Origin of the sequence: Pseudomonas sp. KCJK9016, assembly GCF_046231795.1 — a bacterium.
In the GTDB taxonomy this organism is placed as follows: domain Bacteria; phylum Pseudomonadota; class Gammaproteobacteria; order Pseudomonadales; family Pseudomonadaceae; genus Aquipseudomonas; species Aquipseudomonas bananamidigenes.
On sequence record NZ_JBJJMM010000004.1, the window covers coordinates 99,681 to 118,794 of the forward strand.

The window sequence follows — 19,114 nt, forward strand, 5'->3', positions numbered from 1 at the left end:
CGAGCAGGCTCGCTCCCACAGGGATTGATGTCGATCACGGAATCCTTCCGCCAACCCGGCTATTGTGCGAACCGGCTGGCCAGGAAAAGGCCGGCACGGACGCCACATATCTGGTCATGAACGCCACTTGTCTGCGACATGATGTCGTTTCATATGCCATCCAAAACCCGTTGGGTTAGAATGCCCCCCTTTTCTGCCCCCGATCCTTGAGGACCGCCATGTTCAGCCGTGATTTGACTATTGCCAAGTACGACGCCGATCTTTTTGCCGCCATGGAGCAAGAAGCCCAGCGCCAGGAAGAACACATCGAGCTGATCGCTTCGGAGAACTACACCAGCCCAGCGGTGATGGAAGCTCAAGGCTCGGTACTGACCAACAAGTACGCCGAAGGCTACCCAGGCAAGCGCTACTACGGTGGTTGCGAGTACGTCGACGTTGTCGAGCAACTGGCCATCGACCGCGCCAAGGAGCTGTTCGGCGCCGACTACGCCAACGTTCAGCCGCACGCCGGTTCCCAGGCCAACGCCGCTGTCTACCTGGCCCTGCTGTCGGCCGGTGACACCATCCTGGGCATGAGCCTGGCTCACGGCGGTCACCTGACCCACGGCGCCAGCGTTTCCTCCTCCGGCAAGCTGTACAACGCCATCCAGTACGGTATCGACGCCAACGGCCTGATCGACTACGACGAAGTCGAGCGTCTGGCGGTAGAACACAAGCCGAAAATGATCGTGGCCGGTTTCTCTGCCTACTCCCAGGTTCTGGACTTCCCGCGTTTCCGCGCCATCGCCGACAAGGTGGGCGCCTACCTGTTCGTCGACATGGCTCACGTGGCCGGTCTGGTCGCCGCTGGCGTCTATCCGAACCCGGTTCCGTTCGCTGACGTGGTCACCACCACCACCCACAAGACCCTGCGCGGTCCACGTGGCGGCCTGATCCTGGCCAAGGCCAACGCCGACATCGAGAAGAAGCTGAACTCCGCAGTATTCCCGGGCGCCCAGGGTGGCCCGCTGGAGCACGTGATCGCCGCCAAGGCGATCTGCTTCAAGGAAGCACTGCAGCCTGAGTTCAAGGCTTACCAGCAACAAGTGGTGAAAAACGCCCAGGCCATGGCCGGCGTGTTCATCGAACGCGGTTTCGACGTGGTCTCCGGTGGCACTCAAAACCACCTGTTCCTGTTGTCGCTGATCAAGCAGGAAATCTCCGGTAAAGACGCCGACGCCGCTCTGGGCAAAGCATTCATCACCGTGAACAAGAACTCCGTGCCAAACGATCCACGTTCCCCGTTCGTCACCTCCGGCCTGCGCTTCGGTACTCCGGCTGTGACCACTCGTGGCTTCAAGGAAGCAGAGTGCAAGGAACTGGCCGGCTGGATCTGCGACATCCTGGCTGACCTGAACAACGAAGCGGTGATCGATGCCGTTCGTGAGAAAGTCAAAGCCATCTGCAAGAAACTGCCGGTATACGGCGCTTAACAAGCCCGTACTGCCGCCTATAAAAAAAGCCCGATCAGAAATGATCGGGCTTTTTTTATAGCTGAACAAAAAGCGAAGAACACATAAAACTTCGGAACCAAAAAAATACTGCATCAACCAGCATTAGATCCATTAAATAATTTGATGCACATCCCCCTCCCCACCCGACTCTCAAACAGCACATTATCCATTTCCTGCGCATGAGCAACGAAGCACTTGCTGCCGAGAAAAAACAATATGGATATTGAGAGAGCAACATGAGTACCGACCGACAAAAATCCTTTGTTGCAACCATTGGCATACAAACTGATCTGGTGCACTTTCTTGACGTGGTCAATGGCAAGCCAGCCACTGTGACCTCTTCACTGTTCAGTGGCGGACATTTCAGTGGAAAGCCGCAATCACGCAATGATTCGCACCTCCTGGGCGTTCGCCCGGAACCCCGTCTGACCTTGTATTTCAGGCATACCGACCGGGGATACAGACTCTATATCCGGACCCCTGGCCCCTATTACGGAAAGTGCCTGAGCCTCGACAAAAACGGGATTCTGGGAGCATTCGCTCCCGAAGGTTCGAACCTTTTCAAACTTATCGGAAAACAGGGAGACACGCTCTCAATTGATAACCATCAATCAAATAGATTGGAGGCATATCTACAAACCTCAGAGTCGCCAGGCTTATTGCATACGTACAAACTACATGACTCAACGTTCACCTACTTCGCTGACAAGGGCGGAAGACCCTTCAAATTTCGTTTTACAATCCTTGAGCGAAACGCCTCTTACATTGATCACCCTGATGAAGTCTGATCAGTAAAAACTTTGTAGCCGATCCAGTACTGATCGGCTACAGGGAACTACATCAGAACCCCCATTCTCTTCCCACCACCACTCATGTCTTTAGCAGTAGCACCGATCAAAAAAAGCTCGGCCTCTGCAATCGATCTCAAACCTTTCAACCCGTTCGCGCCTGTACGGCGACAAATCGCCACTGGTCAGACCGGTCATGCCAAATCTTCAATTTTCACTTGCGATCCGTAAAAAACAGCGCCTAGACTGCACCCGCACTGGACATACCGGTAAGACCACAATAATTAAGTCCTGAATCTGATGCGCCCCGCGCACGGCAGCCAGGACACCGACCAGGACTCCTCTCATGCTCAGATGGTGCTCGCGTTCAATCTTCCTCCAAGTGGTTCTCGGCCTGATGCTCGGCATCGTCTGCGGGCTGACCCTTCCTGAATACTCTGCCCAGCTCAAACCGCTCGGCGACGGTTTCATCAAACTGATCAAGATGCTCATCGGCCTGATCGTGTTCTGCGTGGTGGTCAGTGGCATCAGCGGCGCCGGCGACCTGAAGAAGGTCGGGCGCATCGGCCTCAAGTCGGTAATCTACTTCGAAGTGCTGACCACTATCGCGCTGGTGATCGGTCTGGTGTTCGCGTTCAGCACCGGGATCGGCGGCGGCGCGAACATTCATCTGGAGCAACTGTCCGCCGCCGATATGGGCGACATCGCCGAGCGCGGACAGCACATGCACACCACCACCCAGTTCCTGATGGACCTGATCCCGACCTCGGTACTGGGTGCCTTCGCCGACAACAACATCCTGCAAGTGCTGCTGTTTTCGGTACTGTTCGGCAGCGCATTGAATCTGGTGGGCGAAGCCGCTTCCGGGATTTCGCGGCTGATCAACGAACTGAGCCATGTGATCTTCCGGATCATGGGCATGATCGTGCGTCTGGCACCGATCGGCGTGTTCGGCGCCATCGCCTTCACCACCAGCAAATATGGCCTCGATTCCCTGCAACATCTGGGTAGCCTGGTCGGTTTGTTCTATCTGACCTGCATCGCCTTCGTCGCGCTGATTCTCGGCCTGGTGATGCGCCTCTCCGGCCTGCGCATGTGGCCGTTGCTCAAGTACCTGCGCGAAGAACTGCTGATCGTCATGGGCACCGCGTCGTCCGACGCCGTGCTGCCGCAGATCATGCGCAAGCTGGAACATCTGGGTATCGGCAGCTCGACGGTCGGGCTGGTGATTCCCACCGGTTACTCGTTCAACCTCGATGGTTTTTCGATCTACCTGACCCTGGCCATCGTGTTCATCGCCAACGCCACCGGCACGCCGCTGGCCATGACCGATCTGCTGACGATTCTGCTGGTGTCGCTGATCACCTCCAAAGGCGCCCACGGCATTCCGGGCTCGGCGCTGGTGATTCTCGCAGCGACGCTGACGGCCATCCCGGCGATTCCGGTGGTCGGTCTGGTGCTGGTGCTGGCGGTAGACTGGTTCATGGGCATCGGCCGGGCGCTGACCAACCTGATCGGCAACTGCGTCGCCACCGTGGCCATCGCACGCTGGGAAAAAGACATCGATGTGCAACGGGCAAACAAGGTGCTCAGCGGTCAGCAGGGCTATACCTTTCAGCCAAGAAAAACGGTCGCTCAAGCGGCGGCCAAAGAATTCTGAATGACCGCCGTGCCTGCGCAGATGCAGGCACGGCGCATGGAGCGAATACGTGATTACTACATCAACCGTCGTCAACTCAGTGGTGGAAAAACTCCGGGCCGCCCTCGCCCGTGGCCAGTGGCGCTCCGGCGAAATGTTGCCGGGCCAGCGTGAACTGGCCGAGCAACTGGGCATCAGCCGTCCGAGCCTGCGCGAAGCGGTGATCGTGCTGGAAACCCTCGGCCTGGTGCGCTCGATGCCGGGAAAAGGCGTGGTGGTGCTCGACGCTCAGGCCAGTGACAGCCAAAGCCACGACAGCGCTGTGGCCGGTGCCAGCCTCGAAGACGTGCTGCAACTGCGCTACACCCTCGAACCGTTCATCGTCGGTCTGGTGGCGCAGTCGATCAGCAGCAAGGAAGTCGGGCAACTGCGTCTGACCCTGATGGACATGCGCGAAGCCCTAGAAGCCGGCGACAGCGAGGCCGGCGTCAGCGCCTACATCGCCTTCCACGAAGAGCTGTTCACCCTGACCTCCAACCCGATTTTCCAGAGCGTGGTGCAACAGACCAGCAACGCCCTTCGGCAAAGCGCCGAGGTACTGCGCAACTCGCCTGAACATCTGGCCGAACGCCTTGAGGAAAACGAAGCCGTGGTACGCGCGATCCGCAGCAAGAACAGCGCTCAGGCCAGCGCCGAAATGCGCCGGCATATCCTGCGTGAAGGCCAGCGAATGGGAGTCGAGCTGAATATTCCGGATGACCACTTGAACCACTGAAACACTTCACACTGGAGACCGGCCATGAACAGCCTTGCCACGCCGTCACATCCTCGCCAGTCCCCGGCGGCCCGGTCCTTCTCCCGGCTGCAAGTGCCGATGGATGACCTGTATCCGCGATTGTTCGATGCGATCCTTGAACAGCGCCTCGATACCGCCAGCCGTTTCACCGAAGAAAGTCTCAAGCAGATGTTCGGTGTCAGTCGTGCAGACGTGCGTCGGGCGCTGACCCGGTTGTCCCACGAACAAATCATTGTGCTGCGGGCCAACCATCGGCCAAGGGTGGCTGCGCCGGACGCCGAGCAGACCCGTCAGGCCTTGCACGCCCGGCGTCTGGCCGAGAACACGCTGGTGCGACTGGCTTGTCAGCATGCACAGGCTGAAGAGCTGAAGCGCCTGAGAGCGCTGATCGAACGCGAGCGCCAGGCTGTGGATAACGACCGACGCGGTGCGGCAATTCGTTTGTCCGGGGAGTTTCATTTGCAGTTGGCGAAAATGGCGGGGAATGCACCGTTGGCGCATTTTCTCGGCACATTGGTGCCGTTGACCTCACTGGCGATTGCGCGATGCACTGAAGCCACGCACAGTTGTTGCGGCTGGCAGGATCACGCCCGGATCGTCGAGGCGATCGAGCGTGATGACACCGCCGAGGCTGTGTCGCTGATGAACCGTCATCTGGATTATCTGGAGCAGACGATTCTCAGCGGCTCCATACACTGAAACAGCGGCGGACTCAGTTCGCCGCCACTCTGGCAAACCCCGCCCGGATCTTCTCTTCCGGCAATTCATCGGCGATGAACACGATCACGCTTTCCCGCGCCTCGCCTTCGGCCCACTCCGTATCCCAGTCGAAGCCGTAGAGTTTCAGCACGCCCTGAAACACCAGCCGCCGATCCTCACCCGCAATGTTCAACACGCCTTTGTAGCGCAGCAATTGCTTGCCGTGTTCTTCCAGCAGCTCATTCATGAATTCGCTGAGCCGGTCGATATCCAACGGCTGGTCGGTGCGCAGCACCAGACTGGAAATCCGGTCGATGGAAGGCGCCTTGCTGACCGGTCGCAGACTCACCCCGCCACCGAGATCGGCATTCAGGTTGAAACCGCGTACATCGAGCAATTCAGCCAGCTCGATGTTGCCGTGTTCCACCACGCGAATCGGTGCCCGGCGGTTGATGCGGGTCAGGCGTTCGCTGAGCGCCGTGAACGCAGCTTCGTCCACCAGATCGGTCTTGCTCACCAGCAAGCGGTCGGCAAAACCGATCTGCGCCTGGGCGATGGTCTGGGTCAGGTGCAACTCGGCATGAGCCGCGTCGACCAGGGTGATGATGCCGTCGAGCAGGTAACGCTCGCGCAATTCTTCGTCGATGAAAAACGTCTGCGCCACCGGGGCCGGATCAGCCAGACCGGTGCATTCGATGACCAGCCGATCAAACGCGATTTCACCGCTGTCCAGGCGCTCCAGCAGCAGATACAGGGCTTTGGTCAGATCGGTGTGAATGGTGCAGCAGACGCAGCCGTTGGCCAGGGTCATGACTTGCACCGGCTCGTCGCCCAGCAGTTGGGTGTCGATGCCGGCGTCGCTGAACTCGTTCTCGATTACGGCGATTTTCAGGCCATGCTCGGCTTTCAATAGATGGCGCAACAAAGTGGTCTTGCCGGCGCCGAGAAAGCCGCTGAGCACCGTGACCGGTATTGGAGAAGACAACTTCGATCCCCTTTACAAAATGGATGAACAACACAAAACAAATGTGGGAGCGAGCCTGCTCGCGAAAGGGCGTGTCAATCGACAATATTGCTCGATGACACACCGCTTTCGCGGGCAAGCCCGCTCCCACAGAGGGATTGCATCAACCCCGGGCTGTCAGATCAACAGCACTTCGGCCCACCCTTGCCACCGTAACGGGCTTCCTGACGTTCGCGAAAGAACATCTCGTAGCTCATCACCGGCTTGTCCGGGTGTTTGGTTTGCATATGCTCGACGTAGGTGTCGTAGTCGGGCATGCCGACCATCAGGCGCGCGGCCTGACCGAGGTATTTACCGAGGCGACTCAGGTCATTGAACATGGTGCAATCCTCTGATTACGCGTCCGGCAGAGCCTGGAACGGCGATTCTTTATCCGTACGCTCTTTTTTGCCCCAAGCGGCGATGCCGACCTTGAGCGCATAGAACAGGATGCTGAACACCACGAACAGGAACAGCGCGGTCAGCGTTGCGTTGGTGTAGGCGTTGAAGATCACATGCTGCATCTGCTCGACGCTCTTGGCCGGCGCCACCACCTGGCCCGCAGCCAGCGCATCGCTGTACTTTTTGGCCAGCGACAGGAAGCCGACGGCCGGGTTGGCATCGAACAGCTTGATGAAGCCTGCGGTCGTGGTGCAGATCAGCAGCCAGGCCGCCGGCAGCAGAGTGACCCAGATATAGCGCTGACGCTTCATCTTGATCAGGACCACGGTACCGAGCATCAGCGCGATACCGGCCAGCATCTGGTTGGAGATACCGAACAACGGCCACAAGGTGTTGATGCCGCCCAGCGGATCGATCACGCCCTGATACAGCAACCAGCCCCACATCGCCACACAACCGGCGGTGGCTATCAGGTTGGCGGCCCAGGATTCGGTACGCTTGAGTGCCGGCACGAAGGAACCGAGCAGGTCCTGCAGCATGAAGCGTCCGGCACGGGTGCCGGCGTCCACCGCGGTCAGGATGAACAGCGCTTCGAACAGGATCGCGAAGTGGTACCAGAACGCCATGGTGTTTTCACCCGGCAGGACACTGTGCAGGATCTGCGCGATACCGACCGCCAGGGTCGGTGCACCGCCGGCACGGGCCAGGATGGTGGTTTCGCCGATGTCATGGGCCACGGCCTGCAGGGCATCCGGGGTAATCGCAAAGCCCCAGTTGCTGACCGCGGTCGCTACCGCCACCACATCACCACCCACCACGGCAGCCGGGCTGTTCATGGCGAAGTACACGCCCGGCTCGATCACCGAGGCGGCCACCATGGCCATGATGGCCACGAACGATTCCATCAGCATGCCGCCGTAACCGATGTAGCGGGCGTTGGTTTCGTTATCCAGCAGTTTCGGCGTGGTGCCGGACGAGATCAGCGCGTGGAAGCCCGATACCGCACCGCAGGCGATGGTGATGAACAGGAACGGGAACAGACCGCCCTTCCATACCGGGCCGGTGCCATCGACGAACTGGGTCAGCGCCGGCATTTTCAGCTCCGGCATGGTGATCAGGATGCCGATCGCCAGAGCGATGATGGTGCCGATCTTGAGGAATGTGGACAGATAGTCACGTGGCGCGAGGATCAGCCAGACCGGTAGTACCGCCGCGACAAAACCGTAACCGATCAGCATCCAGGTGATTTGCACGCCGGTGAAGCTGAAGGCCTTGGCCCACACCGGATCGGCTGCAATCTGCCCGCCGAGCCAGATCGAACCGAGCAGCAGCACCACGCCGATCACCGAGATCTCGCCGATGCGGCCCGGACGGATGTAGCGCATGTAGATGCCCATGAACATCGCGATCGGGATGGTCGCCATGACGGTGAAGATGCCCCATGGGCTCTCGGCCAGGGCCTTGACGACGATCAGCGCCAGCACCGCGAGGATGATGATCATGATCAGGAAGCAGCCGAACAGCGCGATGGTGCCGGGGATGCGGCCCATTTCCTCACGCACCATGTCGCCCAGGGAACGGCCGTTGCGACGGGTGGACATGAACAGAACCATGAAGTCCTGCACCGCACCCGCCAGCACCACGCCGGCGATCAGCCATAATGTGCCGGGCAGATAGCCCATCTGCGCCGCCAGTACCGGGCCGACCAGCGGCCCCGCGCCGGCGATGGCCGCGAAGTGATGTCCGAAGAGAATGTGTCTGTTGGTCGGAACGTAATCCAGACCGTCGTTGTTGAGCACGGCGGGGGTGGCCCGGCGCGGGTCGAGTTGCATCACATTGTTTGCGATGAACAGGCTGTAGTAACGGTACGCAACCAGATAGATGGCCACGGCGGCGACCACGATCCACAAGGCATTGATCGCCTCGCCTCGGCGCAATGCCACTACGCCCAGGGCGCACGCTCCTACGATTGCCAGCACTAGCCAGGGTAAGTGGCGCAGCAGGCTATTATTATTTTTCATTTTATTATTCCAGCCAGGGTGGACAAGAAAGACAGCCACCCCGAGTTTAGCGCTACTGGCAGCAAAGACCATACCCCGACATTGGTCTGACGCCCCGCCCGACTGGCAGCGTCCGGCATGGCGGGTCTATAGTCAGCGTACCGTCAAGAGGATCGCGCCATGAGCGAGCACCCGTCCGAGCGTCGCCGCTTCAAACGTATCGCGTTCGATGCCAGAACCGAATTGAGCCAGGGCGAGTACATCTGGCCGGTGAAGTTGATCGACCTGTCGCTCAAGGGACTGCTGATCGAACGGCCGGAACCGTGGCTGGGGGATGAAACGCAGGACTTCAACGTCAATATTCGTTTGAGCAAGGACATCGACATTCAGATGGATGTGCAACTGGCGCACGACGATCATGGCCAGTTGGGCTTCCAGTGTCGGCACATCAGCCTGGAGTCGATCCAGCGTCTGCGCCGTCTGATCGAGCTCAACCTCGGGGACGAGGCCGAGCTGGAACGAGAGCTTGGGGCATTGATGGAACTCTGATCACTCGAAGAGTGAGTCCAGCGCCTGCTCCAGGCGCGTCACCGCAATGATCTGCAGCCCTGCCGGCGCTTCCTTCGGCGCATTGCCCTTGGGCACGATCGCACGCTTGAAACCGTGCTTGGCGGCTTCCTTCAAACGCTCCTGACCGCTCGGTACCGGGCGTACCTCGCCCGACAGGCCGACTTCACCGAACACCAGCAAATCATGAGGCAGCGGGCGGTTGCGCAGGCTCGACATGACAGCGGCCATCAATGCCAGGTCGGATGCCGTTTCCAGCACCTTCACCCCACCCACCACATTGAGGAACACATCCTGATCGTGGGTGGGAATGCCGCCATGGCGATGCAGTACCGCCAGCAACATCGCCAGACGGTTCTGATCCAGTCCGAGGGTGACCCGACGCGGATTCGCCAGATGGCTGTCATCCACCAAGGCCTGGACTTCCACCAGCATCGGCCGGGTCCCTTCCCACGTCGCCATCACCACACTGCCCGGGACTTCCTCCTGAGCGCGAGAGAGAAAAATTGCCGACGGGTTGGAGACTTCCTTCAGCCCCTTGTCGGTCATGCCAAACACGCCCAGTTCGTTGACGGCGCCAAAACGGTTCTTCACCGCTCGCAGCAGGCGCAAGCGACCATCGGGTTCGCCTTCGAAATAAAGAACGGTATCGACCATGTGTTCCAGCACACGAGGGCCGGCCAGCGCGCCTTCCTTGGTCACGTGGCCGACCAGGAAAATCGCCGTGCCGCTCTGCTTGGCGTAGCGCACCAGCAACGACGCACTTTCGCGCACCTGGGACACACCGCCCGGCGCCGATTGCAGTTGCTCGGTGAAGATCGTCTGGATGGAATCGATCACCATCACCTTGGGTTTTTCCTGGCGGGCGGTGGCGATGATGGTTTCGATGCAGGTTTCGGTCATGACCCGCAGTTGATCCTGCGGCAACCCCAGACGACGTGCGCGCATGGCGACTTGTTGCTGGGATTCCTCACCGGTGACGTACAACGCGGGCATGCCTTTGGCGAGATTGCACAGGGTCTGCAACAAAATCGTCGACTTGCCGATACCCGGATCGCCGCCGATCAGCACCACCGAGCCATCCACCAGTCCTCCGCCGAGCACTCGGTCCAGTTCGCCGGAGGCTGTGGAAAAACGCGGAATCTCTTCAATGCTGACTTCGGCCAGGGTCTTGATCTGCGCCTGCTGACCGGCCCAGCCGGTGCGCCCGCTCGGCGCCGCGGCAGCGCCGCTCTCGATCATGGTTTCGGTCAGGGTGTTCCAGGCGCCGCATTCGCTGCATTGCCCGGCCCACTTGGGAAAGGTTGCGCCGCACTCGGTGCAGCCGTACATGCGCTTGGCCTTGGCCATCTGAACCCCCGGCAAAAACCGCGATGATAACGCAGCCTTCATCAATCGGCGCCGGGGGATTGAATGGATGGGCGTCAGTCGACCAGTGCAGCCGCCAGAGCCTTGACCCGATCCAGATCACCCCTGGCGACCTTGGTCACCCCGGCGCCGTACTCCGGATCCGCCTTATAGAGGAAGGACAGCATGATGTGCTTGCTCTCGTCATCGGCGCTCGCCAGGGACCCGCCAAAGCTCTCGATCAGATCCTGACGCTCCTTCTTGCTGAACGAGCGATACAGATCGCCGGCCTGCCTGAAGTTCTGCTCGCGCTGAATCTTCGCTTGTTGCGTGCTGCCCTGCAGAGGCGTCTGGCTATAGCGTGCACCTTGCGTCTCTTCACGGGGCTGCAGACGGCTAGGTTGATAGTTGACACCCGAATGACTCGCCCCGGTATTCATCGCGCCATCCTGATTGCCATTGTTTATCGCCACTTTTGCAGCGTTGACGGGCAATTGCAGGGCATTGGCACCCAGGCGATACATTTGGGTGTCGGCATAAGCGAATATACGACCTTGCAACAAACGATCTTCAGATGGCTCGATTCCCGGTACAACATTCGAAGGTGCCATGGCCACTTGTTCAGTTTCCTGGAACACATTCGCGGGATTTCGGTTCAACACCATTTGTCCAACTTTTCGCTCCGGAATACCTGGCCAGATCTTGGTTGCATCCAGTGGATCGAAATCAAACTTGGACAAATCTTGTGGTTTCAGTACTTGAATGTACAAGTCCCACTTTGGAAAGTTTCCTTTGTTTATATGACTCACCAGATCATGCGTCATATGACTGTAGTCTTGACCCTGAACTTTTACGACTTGCTGCGGATCGAGATTCTTGATCCCTTGCAAACTTTTCCAGTGAAACTTCACATAATGCACATCGCCTTTTTCATTGACCAACTTATAGGCATGCACACTATTGCCATCCATCTCCCGGTAACTGGCTGGCGTCCCGGAGTTGGAATACAGCTCGGTCAACGTACGGGTGGCTTCCGGAACGTGAGAGAAGAAGTCAAAACGGCGGGAATCATCATCCAGGTTGGTACGTGGATCAGGTTTGAAAGCATGCACCATGTCCGGGAACTTGATCGCGTCGCGGATAAAGAACGTCGGGAAGTTGTTGCCTACCAGGTCCCAGTTACCGTCGGCGGTGTAAAACTTGGTGGCGAAGCCCCGTGGATCACGCAGCGTTTCCGGAGAGTGGTTGCCGTGTACCACGGAGGAGAAGCGCACGAACACCGGCGTGACCTGGCCTGCGGCGAAGACCTTGGCCTTGCTCAGATCGCTCAGGTCATCGGTCACGGTGAATGTACCGTGAGCACCGGTGCCACGGGCGTGGACGACGCGTTCGGGGATGCGCTCGCGGTCGAAGCGCTGCAGCTTCTGAATCAGCTGCACGTCTTGCAGCAGTACCGGGCCGTTGGGCCCGGCGGTCTGCGAGTTCTGGTTGTCACCGACCGCTGCTCCGTTATCCCGGGTCAGGGGGGCAGCACTCACGGAAAGAGTCAGCAGGCTGACGGCTAATACGCCGACGCTGCGGCGACCAGGCATGGAGTTCATTTCAGAGTCCTCTGTTGTTTGAGGCGCATCCAGGTGCGCCAACCAGAGGCTAGAGAGTCACGACAGCGAAGATAAATAGAAAATCCACACCTCTGCGATTGAGAAAAATAGCTTTTCGATCAGAGGCTTACGGAGTAATTCGCGCGCGACTAGTGGCACTTTGCAAACTAATCGCGAATTGATGTGTCGATAAAAGCGGGCATTGTAAGAAGGTGTTTCGCGCAGGACGCGTTTTGCTGATTTACACTGCGTACACCAAACTCATCTGTAACAAGGAAATAACTATGGGCGTGCTCAGCGAGTTCAAGGCCTTCGCGGTCAAAGGCAATGTGGTCGACATGGCCGTCGGTATCATCATCGGTGCAGCCTTCGGCAAAATCGTTTCGTCGTTTGTCGGTGACGTCATCATGCCGCCAATCGGCCTGCTGATCGGCGGGGTGGACTTCAGTGATCTGGCAATCACCCTCAAGGCGGCCGAAGGCACGACCCCTGCGGTGGTGCTGGCCTACGGCAAATTCATCCAGAGCGTCCTGGACTTCGTGATCGTTGCCTTTGCGATCTTCATGGGCGTGAAAGCGATCAACCGCCTGAAGCGCGAAGAGGCCGTGGCTCCGACTCTGCCACCGGTTCCGACCAAGGAAGAAGAGTTGCTGGGTGAGATCCGCGACTTGCTCAAGGCCCAGAACAATCGGCCCTGAAATCCATGAACGGCGCCTGAGGGCGCCGTTTTTTCACCAGTAGTTTTCCACCGCCACTTGTCCTGGCCGCCGCGTCAGGCTGAGGCTCATGCCCCGCTGCTTGAGCAGGGCCCGCGTGTCGTCGATCATCTGCGGATTGCCACACAGCATGACCCGCGAGTGAAGCGGATCAAGATTGACCCCGGCCGCGCCCTCAAGCTCGCCGTTTTCAATAAGGGTGGTAATGCGCCCGTTCAGCGCCCCGACGTGTGGCTCGCGCGTCACGACCGGGATGAACTGGAACTTGTGCGCGTATTCGGCCAGATAATCCCGCTGTATCAGTTCGGCGATCAATTGTTGATAAGCCAGCTCCCTCGCCTCCCGCACGCTGTAGACGAGGATGATTCGGTCGAATCGCTCCCAGACCTCGAAGTCCTGCAGGATCGATAGAAACGGTGCCACGCCGGTGCCTGTGGATAACAGCCAGAGGTCCCGGCCATCGACGAAACGGTCCAGCGTCAGATAGCCAAAGGCCTGACGATCGACCAACAATGTATCGCCCGCCCTGAGCCGGCTCAGTTCACTGGTGAATTCACCGCCCGGCACCACGATGGAAAAGAACTCGAGGAATTCGTCGAACGGCGAAGACACCATGGAATAGGCTCGCCATACCGTACTGCCGTCATCCCTGGTCACCCCGAGCCTTGCAAACTGCCCGGCGCGAAAGCGAAAGCCGGCATCGCGGGTGGTTCGCAAGGTGAACAGACTCGGCGTCAACGAGTGCACATCAAGCAGGGTCTGGCGACTGAATTTTTCTGCGCTGGCGGTCATCGGTTACTCCCTGGGCAATAGCCATAGTGTCACGCACTGACGCTCAATAAAAAACCTACGATTTGTAGTGGATTGAACCAGGTTTCTTGATGGGAAAGTTATGCAATTAAGTACTAGCAAAATGACACATCACAAACATCAAATGATGGAGTCAATCCAATAGTCCAATGTCGCTAATCACAAACGATTAACTACCTCCTACCTTAAGAGCAAAAAATTCCAAACACCGGTATAGGAAATATCCTACACTCCTTTTCCGTGCATTTCACTTGGATCCAATATTGCACCCCCAGCGAAAATTCTCGGAGAGAATTCAAATGGAAATTTGGAAGGAGTCACAGATAAAGCAGCTGACTTTCGCCACGAAAGTCGACACCGCTTATCCGATTCTACTTACATTTGCCAAAAACATAGGCTTCCAGTTTTGCGGATTTTCAATCAGTTCGCCTGACCGCAACTCACTGCCAAAGCCCTTGCGTATCAACAACTATCCGCTGGCTTGGAATAAACAATATGAAGAGGAACATCACTGGGAGTACGACCCGGTAGTAGCACACTGCAACCACTCAATGCTACCGATTATCTGGAGCGAATCATTATTCTCAAATACACCACAATTGTGGGAGTCATTAGTAGAACAGGGATTGGAACACGGCTGGTCGCAGTCCTTTCATCACGAGGACAGCGGTCTGTGCAGCATTCTCAGTCTGGCCCGCCCCCACTGCCCCATCAGTTCGATCGAGCTGTACGAGCATTTTGGCTACATGTTCTATGTCACCAGCCATCTGAGTGAACTCTTCGCCCGCACGCTTCCTTCACGCCCCGAGAAGGTTCGACCGCCTCGCCTCTCCACACGGGAGATCGAAGTACTCAAGCTCTGTGCTTCCGGAAAGACCGCCTATGAAACCGCCAGAATCCTCAGCCTGAGCGAACGCACGGTGAACTATCACGTGCAGAACGTGATTGTGAAAATGAACGTCTGCAACAAGATCTCTGCGGTCATCGCCGCCGCCAAGGCCGGGATCATCTAGTCGCCCCCCCTAAAACAAACCACTACTGCCTTCGAAAAAAAAGTACCATTTGCGACCTTCCTGAGTGATGACGCGAAACCTCGCGCCGCTGTCCACTCGGACGGTTCCGCCGCACGCTACCCTGGGCCGCGGGACACCCGTCGATTACCCAGAGTCCCTGCATCATGCCTTTGCTCGATACGCCCTTCGCCCAACTCGATCTGATCCGCCAGCCCGAACAGCAGAACGAACCGCTGCAAGCCTTCGATGCGGCTGACGAATACCTGCTCAACCATCTGGCGGAACAGAATCTGCCGGTCGAGACACGGGTTCTGGTGCTCAACGACAGCTTCGGCGCGCTGGCCATCAGCCTTTTGGGCAAAGTGCAGGTCAGCACCAGCGGAGATTCCTTTCTGGCGTTTCAAGGCCTGGAAAAAAACTTGCTGCGCAACGGCCACACATTCGATGCACTGCGCGGCACGCCGGCCAGCGAACCGGTGGTCGGGCCGTTCGACCGGGTGCTGATCCGTGTTCCGAAAACCCTGGCGCTGCTGGAAGAACAACTGATTCGTCTGCAAGGGCAATTGGCACCTGGCGCACAAGTGGTGGCCGCCGCCATGATCAAACACCTGCCCCGCGCTGCCGGTGATCTGCTGGAGCGTTACATCGGACCGGTTCAGGCGTCACTGGCGGTGAAAAAGGCCCGATTGCTGATTTCCACTCCCGAAGCCAAGACTCCCGCGCTTTCGCCCTACCCCAGCCGTTATCGCCTCGAACAACCGGCCATCGAACTGCTCAATCACGCCAACGTGTTCTGCCGTGAAGGGCTGGACATCGGCACCCGTGCCTTCCTCCCGCACTTGCCAACAAGCCTCGGCGCGGCGCGAGTCGCCGACCTCGGTTGCGGCAACGGCGTGCTGGCCATCGCCAGTGCCCTGCAAAACCCCGATGCGCATTACACGCTGGTGGACGAATCGTTCATGGCGGTGCAATCAGCCGCGGAGAACTGGCGCGCAGCATTGGGCGAACGGCAAGTCATCGTGCGCGCCGGCGACGGCCTGGCCGGACAGGAAACGCAATCCCTGGACGTCGTGCTGTGCAACCCGCCGTTTCATCAACAACAAGTGGTCGGTGACTTCCTCGCCTGGCGCATGTTCCAGCAAGCCCGCGAAGCGCTGGTGGTGGGCGGTGCGCTGTACATCGTCGGCAACCGTCACCTGGGTTATCACAGCAAACTGGCGCGCCTGTTCCGGGGTGTCGAGCAGGTCGCGGCCACACCGAAATTTGTCATCCTCAAGGCGCGCAAATAATCCGGACAAAAAAAACCCTCCGCTCGGAGGGTCAGAAATCCGTGCCGCATGGCGACGGGATGGGAAGTTTCAGTGCGTGGTCAGGCCTGCGGCGTTCATGAACAGGCGCATCAGGCTGGCGACAATGAACAGCGCGCCGACACTGCCGACCCAGATCATCGCCAGCCAGCCGAGCCGCTGCCACAGCGGCTTTTTTTCGGCCTCTTCAATGTCATGCAGGGAATGTTTGCCGGTCATGATTTCATCCTCCGGTTGAGGGAGATGGCGCCGCAGCTGGCGCCATCGTGATCGTCCCTAGTGATAGCCGTCCTCGTGGGTGACCTTGCCGCGGAACACGTAGTAGCTCCAGAAGGTGTACCCCAGGATGAACGGAATGATGAACAGCGTGCCGACCAGCATGAAACCCTGGCTCTGCGGCGGTGCGGCGGCGTCCCAGATCGAGATCGACGGCGGCACGATATTCGGCCACAGGCTGATGCCCAGACCGCTGTAACCGAGGAAGATCAGCACCAGGGTCAGCAGGAACGGCATGTAATTGGCATTGCGTGCCACCGCGCGAATGAGACCGTACATCGTCACCAGCACCAGAATCGGTACCGGCATGAACCAGAACAGATTCGGCATGCTGAACCAGCGCGTCGCGATTTCCGGATGAGCCAGCGGAGTCCACAGACTGACGACACCGATCACTGCCAACAGAACGAAGGCCAGAGGACGCGCCAGATCATGCATCTGTTTCTGCAGTTTGCCTTCGGTCTTCATGATCAGCCAGGTGCAGCCGAGCAAGGCGTATGCCACCACCAGCGCGGCGCCGCAGAACATCGTGAACGGTGTCAGCCAGTCCAGTGAACCGCCGGCGTATTGTCGGTTGACCACAGGCAAGCCATCGATGAAAGCGCCAAGCGCTACACCCTGGAAGAACGTTGCTGCCACCGAGCCACCGATGAACGCCTTGTCCCACAGGTGACGCTTGGCGTCCTTGGCCTTGAAGCGAAACTCGAACGCCACGCCGCGGAAAATCAGCCCGATCAGCATGAAGATCAGCGGCAGGTACAACGCCGACAGCACCACCGAATAGGCCAGCGGGAAGGCGCCGAACAATGCCGCACCGCCCAGTACCAGCCAGGTTTCGTTGCCGTCCCATACCGGAGCGACGGTGTTCATCATGACGTCGCGATCGGTCTTGCCGGGGATGAACGGGAAGAGAATCCCGATCCCCAGGTCGAAGCCGTCCATGACCACGTACATCATGATGCCGAAGATGATGATCACGGCCCAGATCAGCGGAAGATCAATACCCATGGTTCAAATCTCCTTGGTCAGGGTGCGGTCGTGTTCGGCGCCTTCGTCATCGGCAGCAGACAATGGACGGGCCGGTGTACGTTTCTGGCCGGGACCACCGTCGTTGGTTTCCTTGCCTTCGTCGGTCTTCGGCCCTTTGCGCACCAGACGCATCATGTAGCCCAGCCCCGCACCGAACAGCGCGAAATACACCACCACGAACATGATCAGCGTGATGCTCATCTGCATGAAACTGTGGTTGGAAGACGCATCCGCCGTACGCATCAGCCCGTAGACCACCCAGGGCTGACGGCCGATTTCCGTGGTGAACCAGCCGGCCAGGATCGCGATCAGCCCGGACGGCCCCATCCACAACGCCAGATACAGGAACGGTCGCGAGGTGTAGAGCGTGTCGCGCTTGCGCAGCCACAGGCTCCAGAGTCCGGTGAAGATCATCAGCAAACCGAGGCCGACCATGATCCGGAACGACCAGAACACAATGGTCGAATTGGGCCGGTCCTCAGGTGGAAACTCCTTGAGCGCCGGCACCTGTTTGTCCAGCGAGTGAGTCAGGATCAGGCTGCCGAGATACGGGATCTCCACGGCATATCTGGTTTTCTCTTCTTTCATGTCCGGCCAGCCGAACAGGATCAGCGGCGTCGCTTCGTTACCAACGTTTTCCCAGTGACCTTCGATCGCAGCGATTTTCGCCGGTTGGTGTTTGAGGGTGTTGAGGCCGTGGAAGTCGCCGATCACTGCCTGGATCGGTGCAACGATCAACGCCATCCACATCGCCATCGACAGCATGGTGCGAATGGCCGGGTTGTCCTTGCCGCGCAGCAGGTGCCACGCTGCCGACGAGCCGACGAAGAACGCCGTTGCGACAAACGCGGCAGTCGCCATGTGCATCAGGCGATAAGGGAATGACGGGTTGAAGACAATGGCCAGCCAGTCGGTCGGGATCACCTGGCCGTTGACGATCTCGAAACCCTGCGGTGTCTGCATCCAGCTGTTGGACGCCAGAATCCAGAACGTCGAGATCAATGTACCGATGGCCACCATGACCGTGGAAAAGAAGTGCAGCTTGCGCCCGACCTTGTTCCAGCCGAACAGCATCACCCCGAGGAAACCGGCTTCGAGGAAGAACGCCGTGAGCACCTCATAGGTCAGCAAAGGCCCGGTGACTGAACCGGCAAAATCCGAGAAACGGCTCCAGTTGGTGCCGAACTGATAGGCCATGACCAGCCCCGAGACCACGCCCATGCCGAAGTTGACGGCAAAGATCTTCGACCAGAAATGGTAGAGATCGCGGTACGTGTCGTTGCCGGTTTTCAGCCACAGACCTTCCAGCACCGCAAGATAGCTCGCAAGACCGATGGTGATCGCCGGAAACAGGATGTGGAACGAGATGGTGAACGCAAACTGGATTCGGGCGAGATCGAGTGCCTCTAAACCGAACATAAGCTTTCCTCTGTCAGATAACGGTTCCAGGGCTGGCGACCTTGAACCACTGCCCCCACGGGTATGGAGTGCGGCGAACTCGGATTCGTTCTTCTTTTTACAGGCATCGCGACGCAGGGAGTCTGCCGACGGGTCACGGATCAGTTCCGCGAAGGGTCTTGATCTGGATCAATCAACGTAGAAAGAGTAGTCCCATTTCCGACGAGAAA

Annotated in this window: 18 protein-coding genes; 9 read left to right on the top strand and 9 right to left on the bottom strand. The window is 58.6% G+C overall.

Annotation, left to right across the window (positions count from 1 at the left end; genetic code table 11):
• The first annotated feature begins 218 nt into the window (after positions 1-218).
• The 5 genes from glyA (at position 219) to ACK6BI_RS05030 (ending at position 5,415) form a co-directional block, all read left to right on the top strand.
• Positions 219-1,472 (top strand): serine hydroxymethyltransferase, encoded by a 1,254-nt coding sequence (gene glyA, locus ACK6BI_RS05010; RefSeq protein ID WP_409316214.1) that lies wholly within the window; start codon positions 219-221, stop codon positions 1,470-1,472.
• 257 nt (positions 1,473-1,729) lie between these two features.
• Complete coding sequence (locus tag ACK6BI_RS05015; RefSeq protein ID WP_409316215.1) at positions 1,730-2,281, top strand: hypothetical protein; 552 nt, start codon at positions 1,730-1,732, stop codon at positions 2,279-2,281.
• Positions 2,282-2,627: 346 nt separating this feature from the next.
• Positions 2,628-3,941: a C4-dicarboxylate transporter DctA gene (locus ACK6BI_RS05020; protein ID WP_409316216.1), complete on the top strand. Its 1,314-nt coding sequence runs from the start codon at positions 2,628-2,630 to the stop codon at positions 3,939-3,941.
• Positions 3,942-3,990: 49 nt separating this feature from the next.
• Positions 3,991-4,695 carry a FadR/GntR family transcriptional regulator gene (locus tag ACK6BI_RS05025; protein ID WP_409316217.1) on the top strand — a complete coding sequence of 235 codons (705 nt, stop codon included), beginning with the start codon at positions 3,991-3,993 and terminating at the stop codon, positions 4,693-4,695.
• Positions 4,696-4,719: 24 nt separating this feature from the next.
• A complete protein-coding gene (locus ACK6BI_RS05030) occupies positions 4,720-5,415 on the top strand; it encodes a GntR family transcriptional regulator (protein ID WP_409316218.1) in 696 nt (231 codons plus the stop codon).
• 13 nt (positions 5,416-5,428) lie between these two features.
• Here the strand turns inward: ACK6BI_RS05030 and yjiA are convergent, their stop codons facing one another.
• From yjiA to ACK6BI_RS05045, 3 genes are all read right to left on the bottom strand, one after another.
• Positions 5,429-6,400 (bottom strand): GTPase, encoded by a 972-nt coding sequence (yjiA, locus tag ACK6BI_RS05035; protein ID WP_409316219.1) that lies wholly within the window; start codon positions 6,398-6,400, stop codon positions 5,429-5,431.
• 161 nt (positions 6,401-6,561) lie between these two features.
• A complete protein-coding gene (locus ACK6BI_RS05040) occupies positions 6,562-6,759 on the bottom strand; it encodes a YbdD/YjiX family protein (protein ID WP_003228401.1) in 198 nt (65 codons plus the stop codon).
• Positions 6,760-6,774: 15 nt separating this feature from the next.
• Positions 6,775-8,841, bottom strand: coding sequence for a carbon starvation CstA family protein (locus tag ACK6BI_RS05045; RefSeq protein WP_409316220.1), 2,067 nt, complete (start codon positions 8,839-8,841; stop codon positions 6,775-6,777).
• 159 nt (positions 8,842-9,000) lie between these two features.
• Here ACK6BI_RS05045 and ACK6BI_RS05050 point away from each other — a divergent pair, with 159 nt between their 5' ends.
• A complete protein-coding gene (locus tag ACK6BI_RS05050) occupies positions 9,001-9,369 on the top strand; it encodes a PilZ domain-containing protein (protein ID WP_409316221.1) in 369 nt (122 codons plus the stop codon).
• On the opposite strand, the gene radA is transcribed toward ACK6BI_RS05050, so the two are convergent.
• Together radA and katB are read right to left on the bottom strand one after the other, a co-directional pair.
• Entirely contained in the window at positions 9,370-10,737 is a 1,368-nt protein-coding gene (radA, locus tag ACK6BI_RS05055) for a DNA repair protein RadA (RefSeq protein ID WP_409316222.1), read from the bottom strand.
• Positions 10,738-10,811: 74 nt separating this feature from the next.
• A complete protein-coding gene (gene katB, locus ACK6BI_RS05060; protein ID WP_409316342.1) occupies positions 10,812-12,326 on the bottom strand; it encodes a catalase KatB in 1,515 nt (504 codons plus the stop codon).
• Positions 12,327-12,619: 293 nt separating this feature from the next.
• Between katB and mscL the strand changes: the two genes are divergently transcribed.
• Positions 12,620-13,033 carry a large-conductance mechanosensitive channel protein MscL gene (gene mscL, locus ACK6BI_RS05065; protein ID WP_065257533.1) on the top strand — a complete coding sequence of 138 codons (414 nt, stop codon included), beginning with the start codon at positions 12,620-12,622 and terminating at the stop codon, positions 13,031-13,033.
• 33 nt (positions 13,034-13,066) lie between these two features.
• Here the strand turns inward: mscL and ACK6BI_RS05070 are convergent, their stop codons facing one another.
• Complete coding sequence (locus tag ACK6BI_RS05070; protein ID WP_409316223.1) at positions 13,067-13,843, bottom strand: ferredoxin--NADP reductase; 777 nt, start codon at positions 13,841-13,843, stop codon at positions 13,067-13,069.
• A gap of 317 nt (positions 13,844-14,160) precedes the next feature.
• Here ACK6BI_RS05070 and ACK6BI_RS05075 point away from each other — a divergent pair, with 317 nt between their 5' ends.
• Positions 14,161-14,874: an autoinducer binding domain-containing protein gene (locus tag ACK6BI_RS05075; protein ID WP_409316224.1), complete on the top strand. Its 714-nt coding sequence runs from the start codon at positions 14,161-14,163 to the stop codon at positions 14,872-14,874.
• Positions 14,875-15,038: 164 nt separating this feature from the next.
• A complete protein-coding gene (locus ACK6BI_RS05080) occupies positions 15,039-16,163 on the top strand; it encodes a methyltransferase (RefSeq protein WP_409316225.1) in 1,125 nt (374 codons plus the stop codon).
• Between the two features lie 69 nt (positions 16,164-16,232).
• Here ACK6BI_RS05080 and ACK6BI_RS05085 read toward each other — a convergent pair whose 3' ends face one another.
• Genes ACK6BI_RS05085 through ACK6BI_RS05095 form a run of 3 tightly spaced genes read right to left on the bottom strand, consistent with a single transcriptional unit; the run spans position 16,233 to position 18,905 of the window.
• Entirely contained in the window at positions 16,233-16,400 is a 168-nt protein-coding gene (locus ACK6BI_RS05085; RefSeq protein ID WP_197870544.1) for a DUF2474 domain-containing protein, read from the bottom strand.
• 57 nt (positions 16,401-16,457) lie between these two features.
• Positions 16,458-17,465: a cytochrome d ubiquinol oxidase subunit II gene (gene cydB / locus ACK6BI_RS05090; protein WP_409316226.1), complete on the bottom strand. Its 1,008-nt coding sequence runs from the start codon at positions 17,463-17,465 to the stop codon at positions 16,458-16,460.
• Between the two features lie 3 nt (positions 17,466-17,468).
• Positions 17,469-18,905, bottom strand: a complete 1,437-nt coding sequence (locus ACK6BI_RS05095) for a cytochrome ubiquinol oxidase subunit I (RefSeq protein WP_409316227.1) — start codon at positions 18,903-18,905, stop codon at positions 17,469-17,471.
• Between the last annotated feature and the right edge of the window lie 209 nt (positions 18,906-19,114).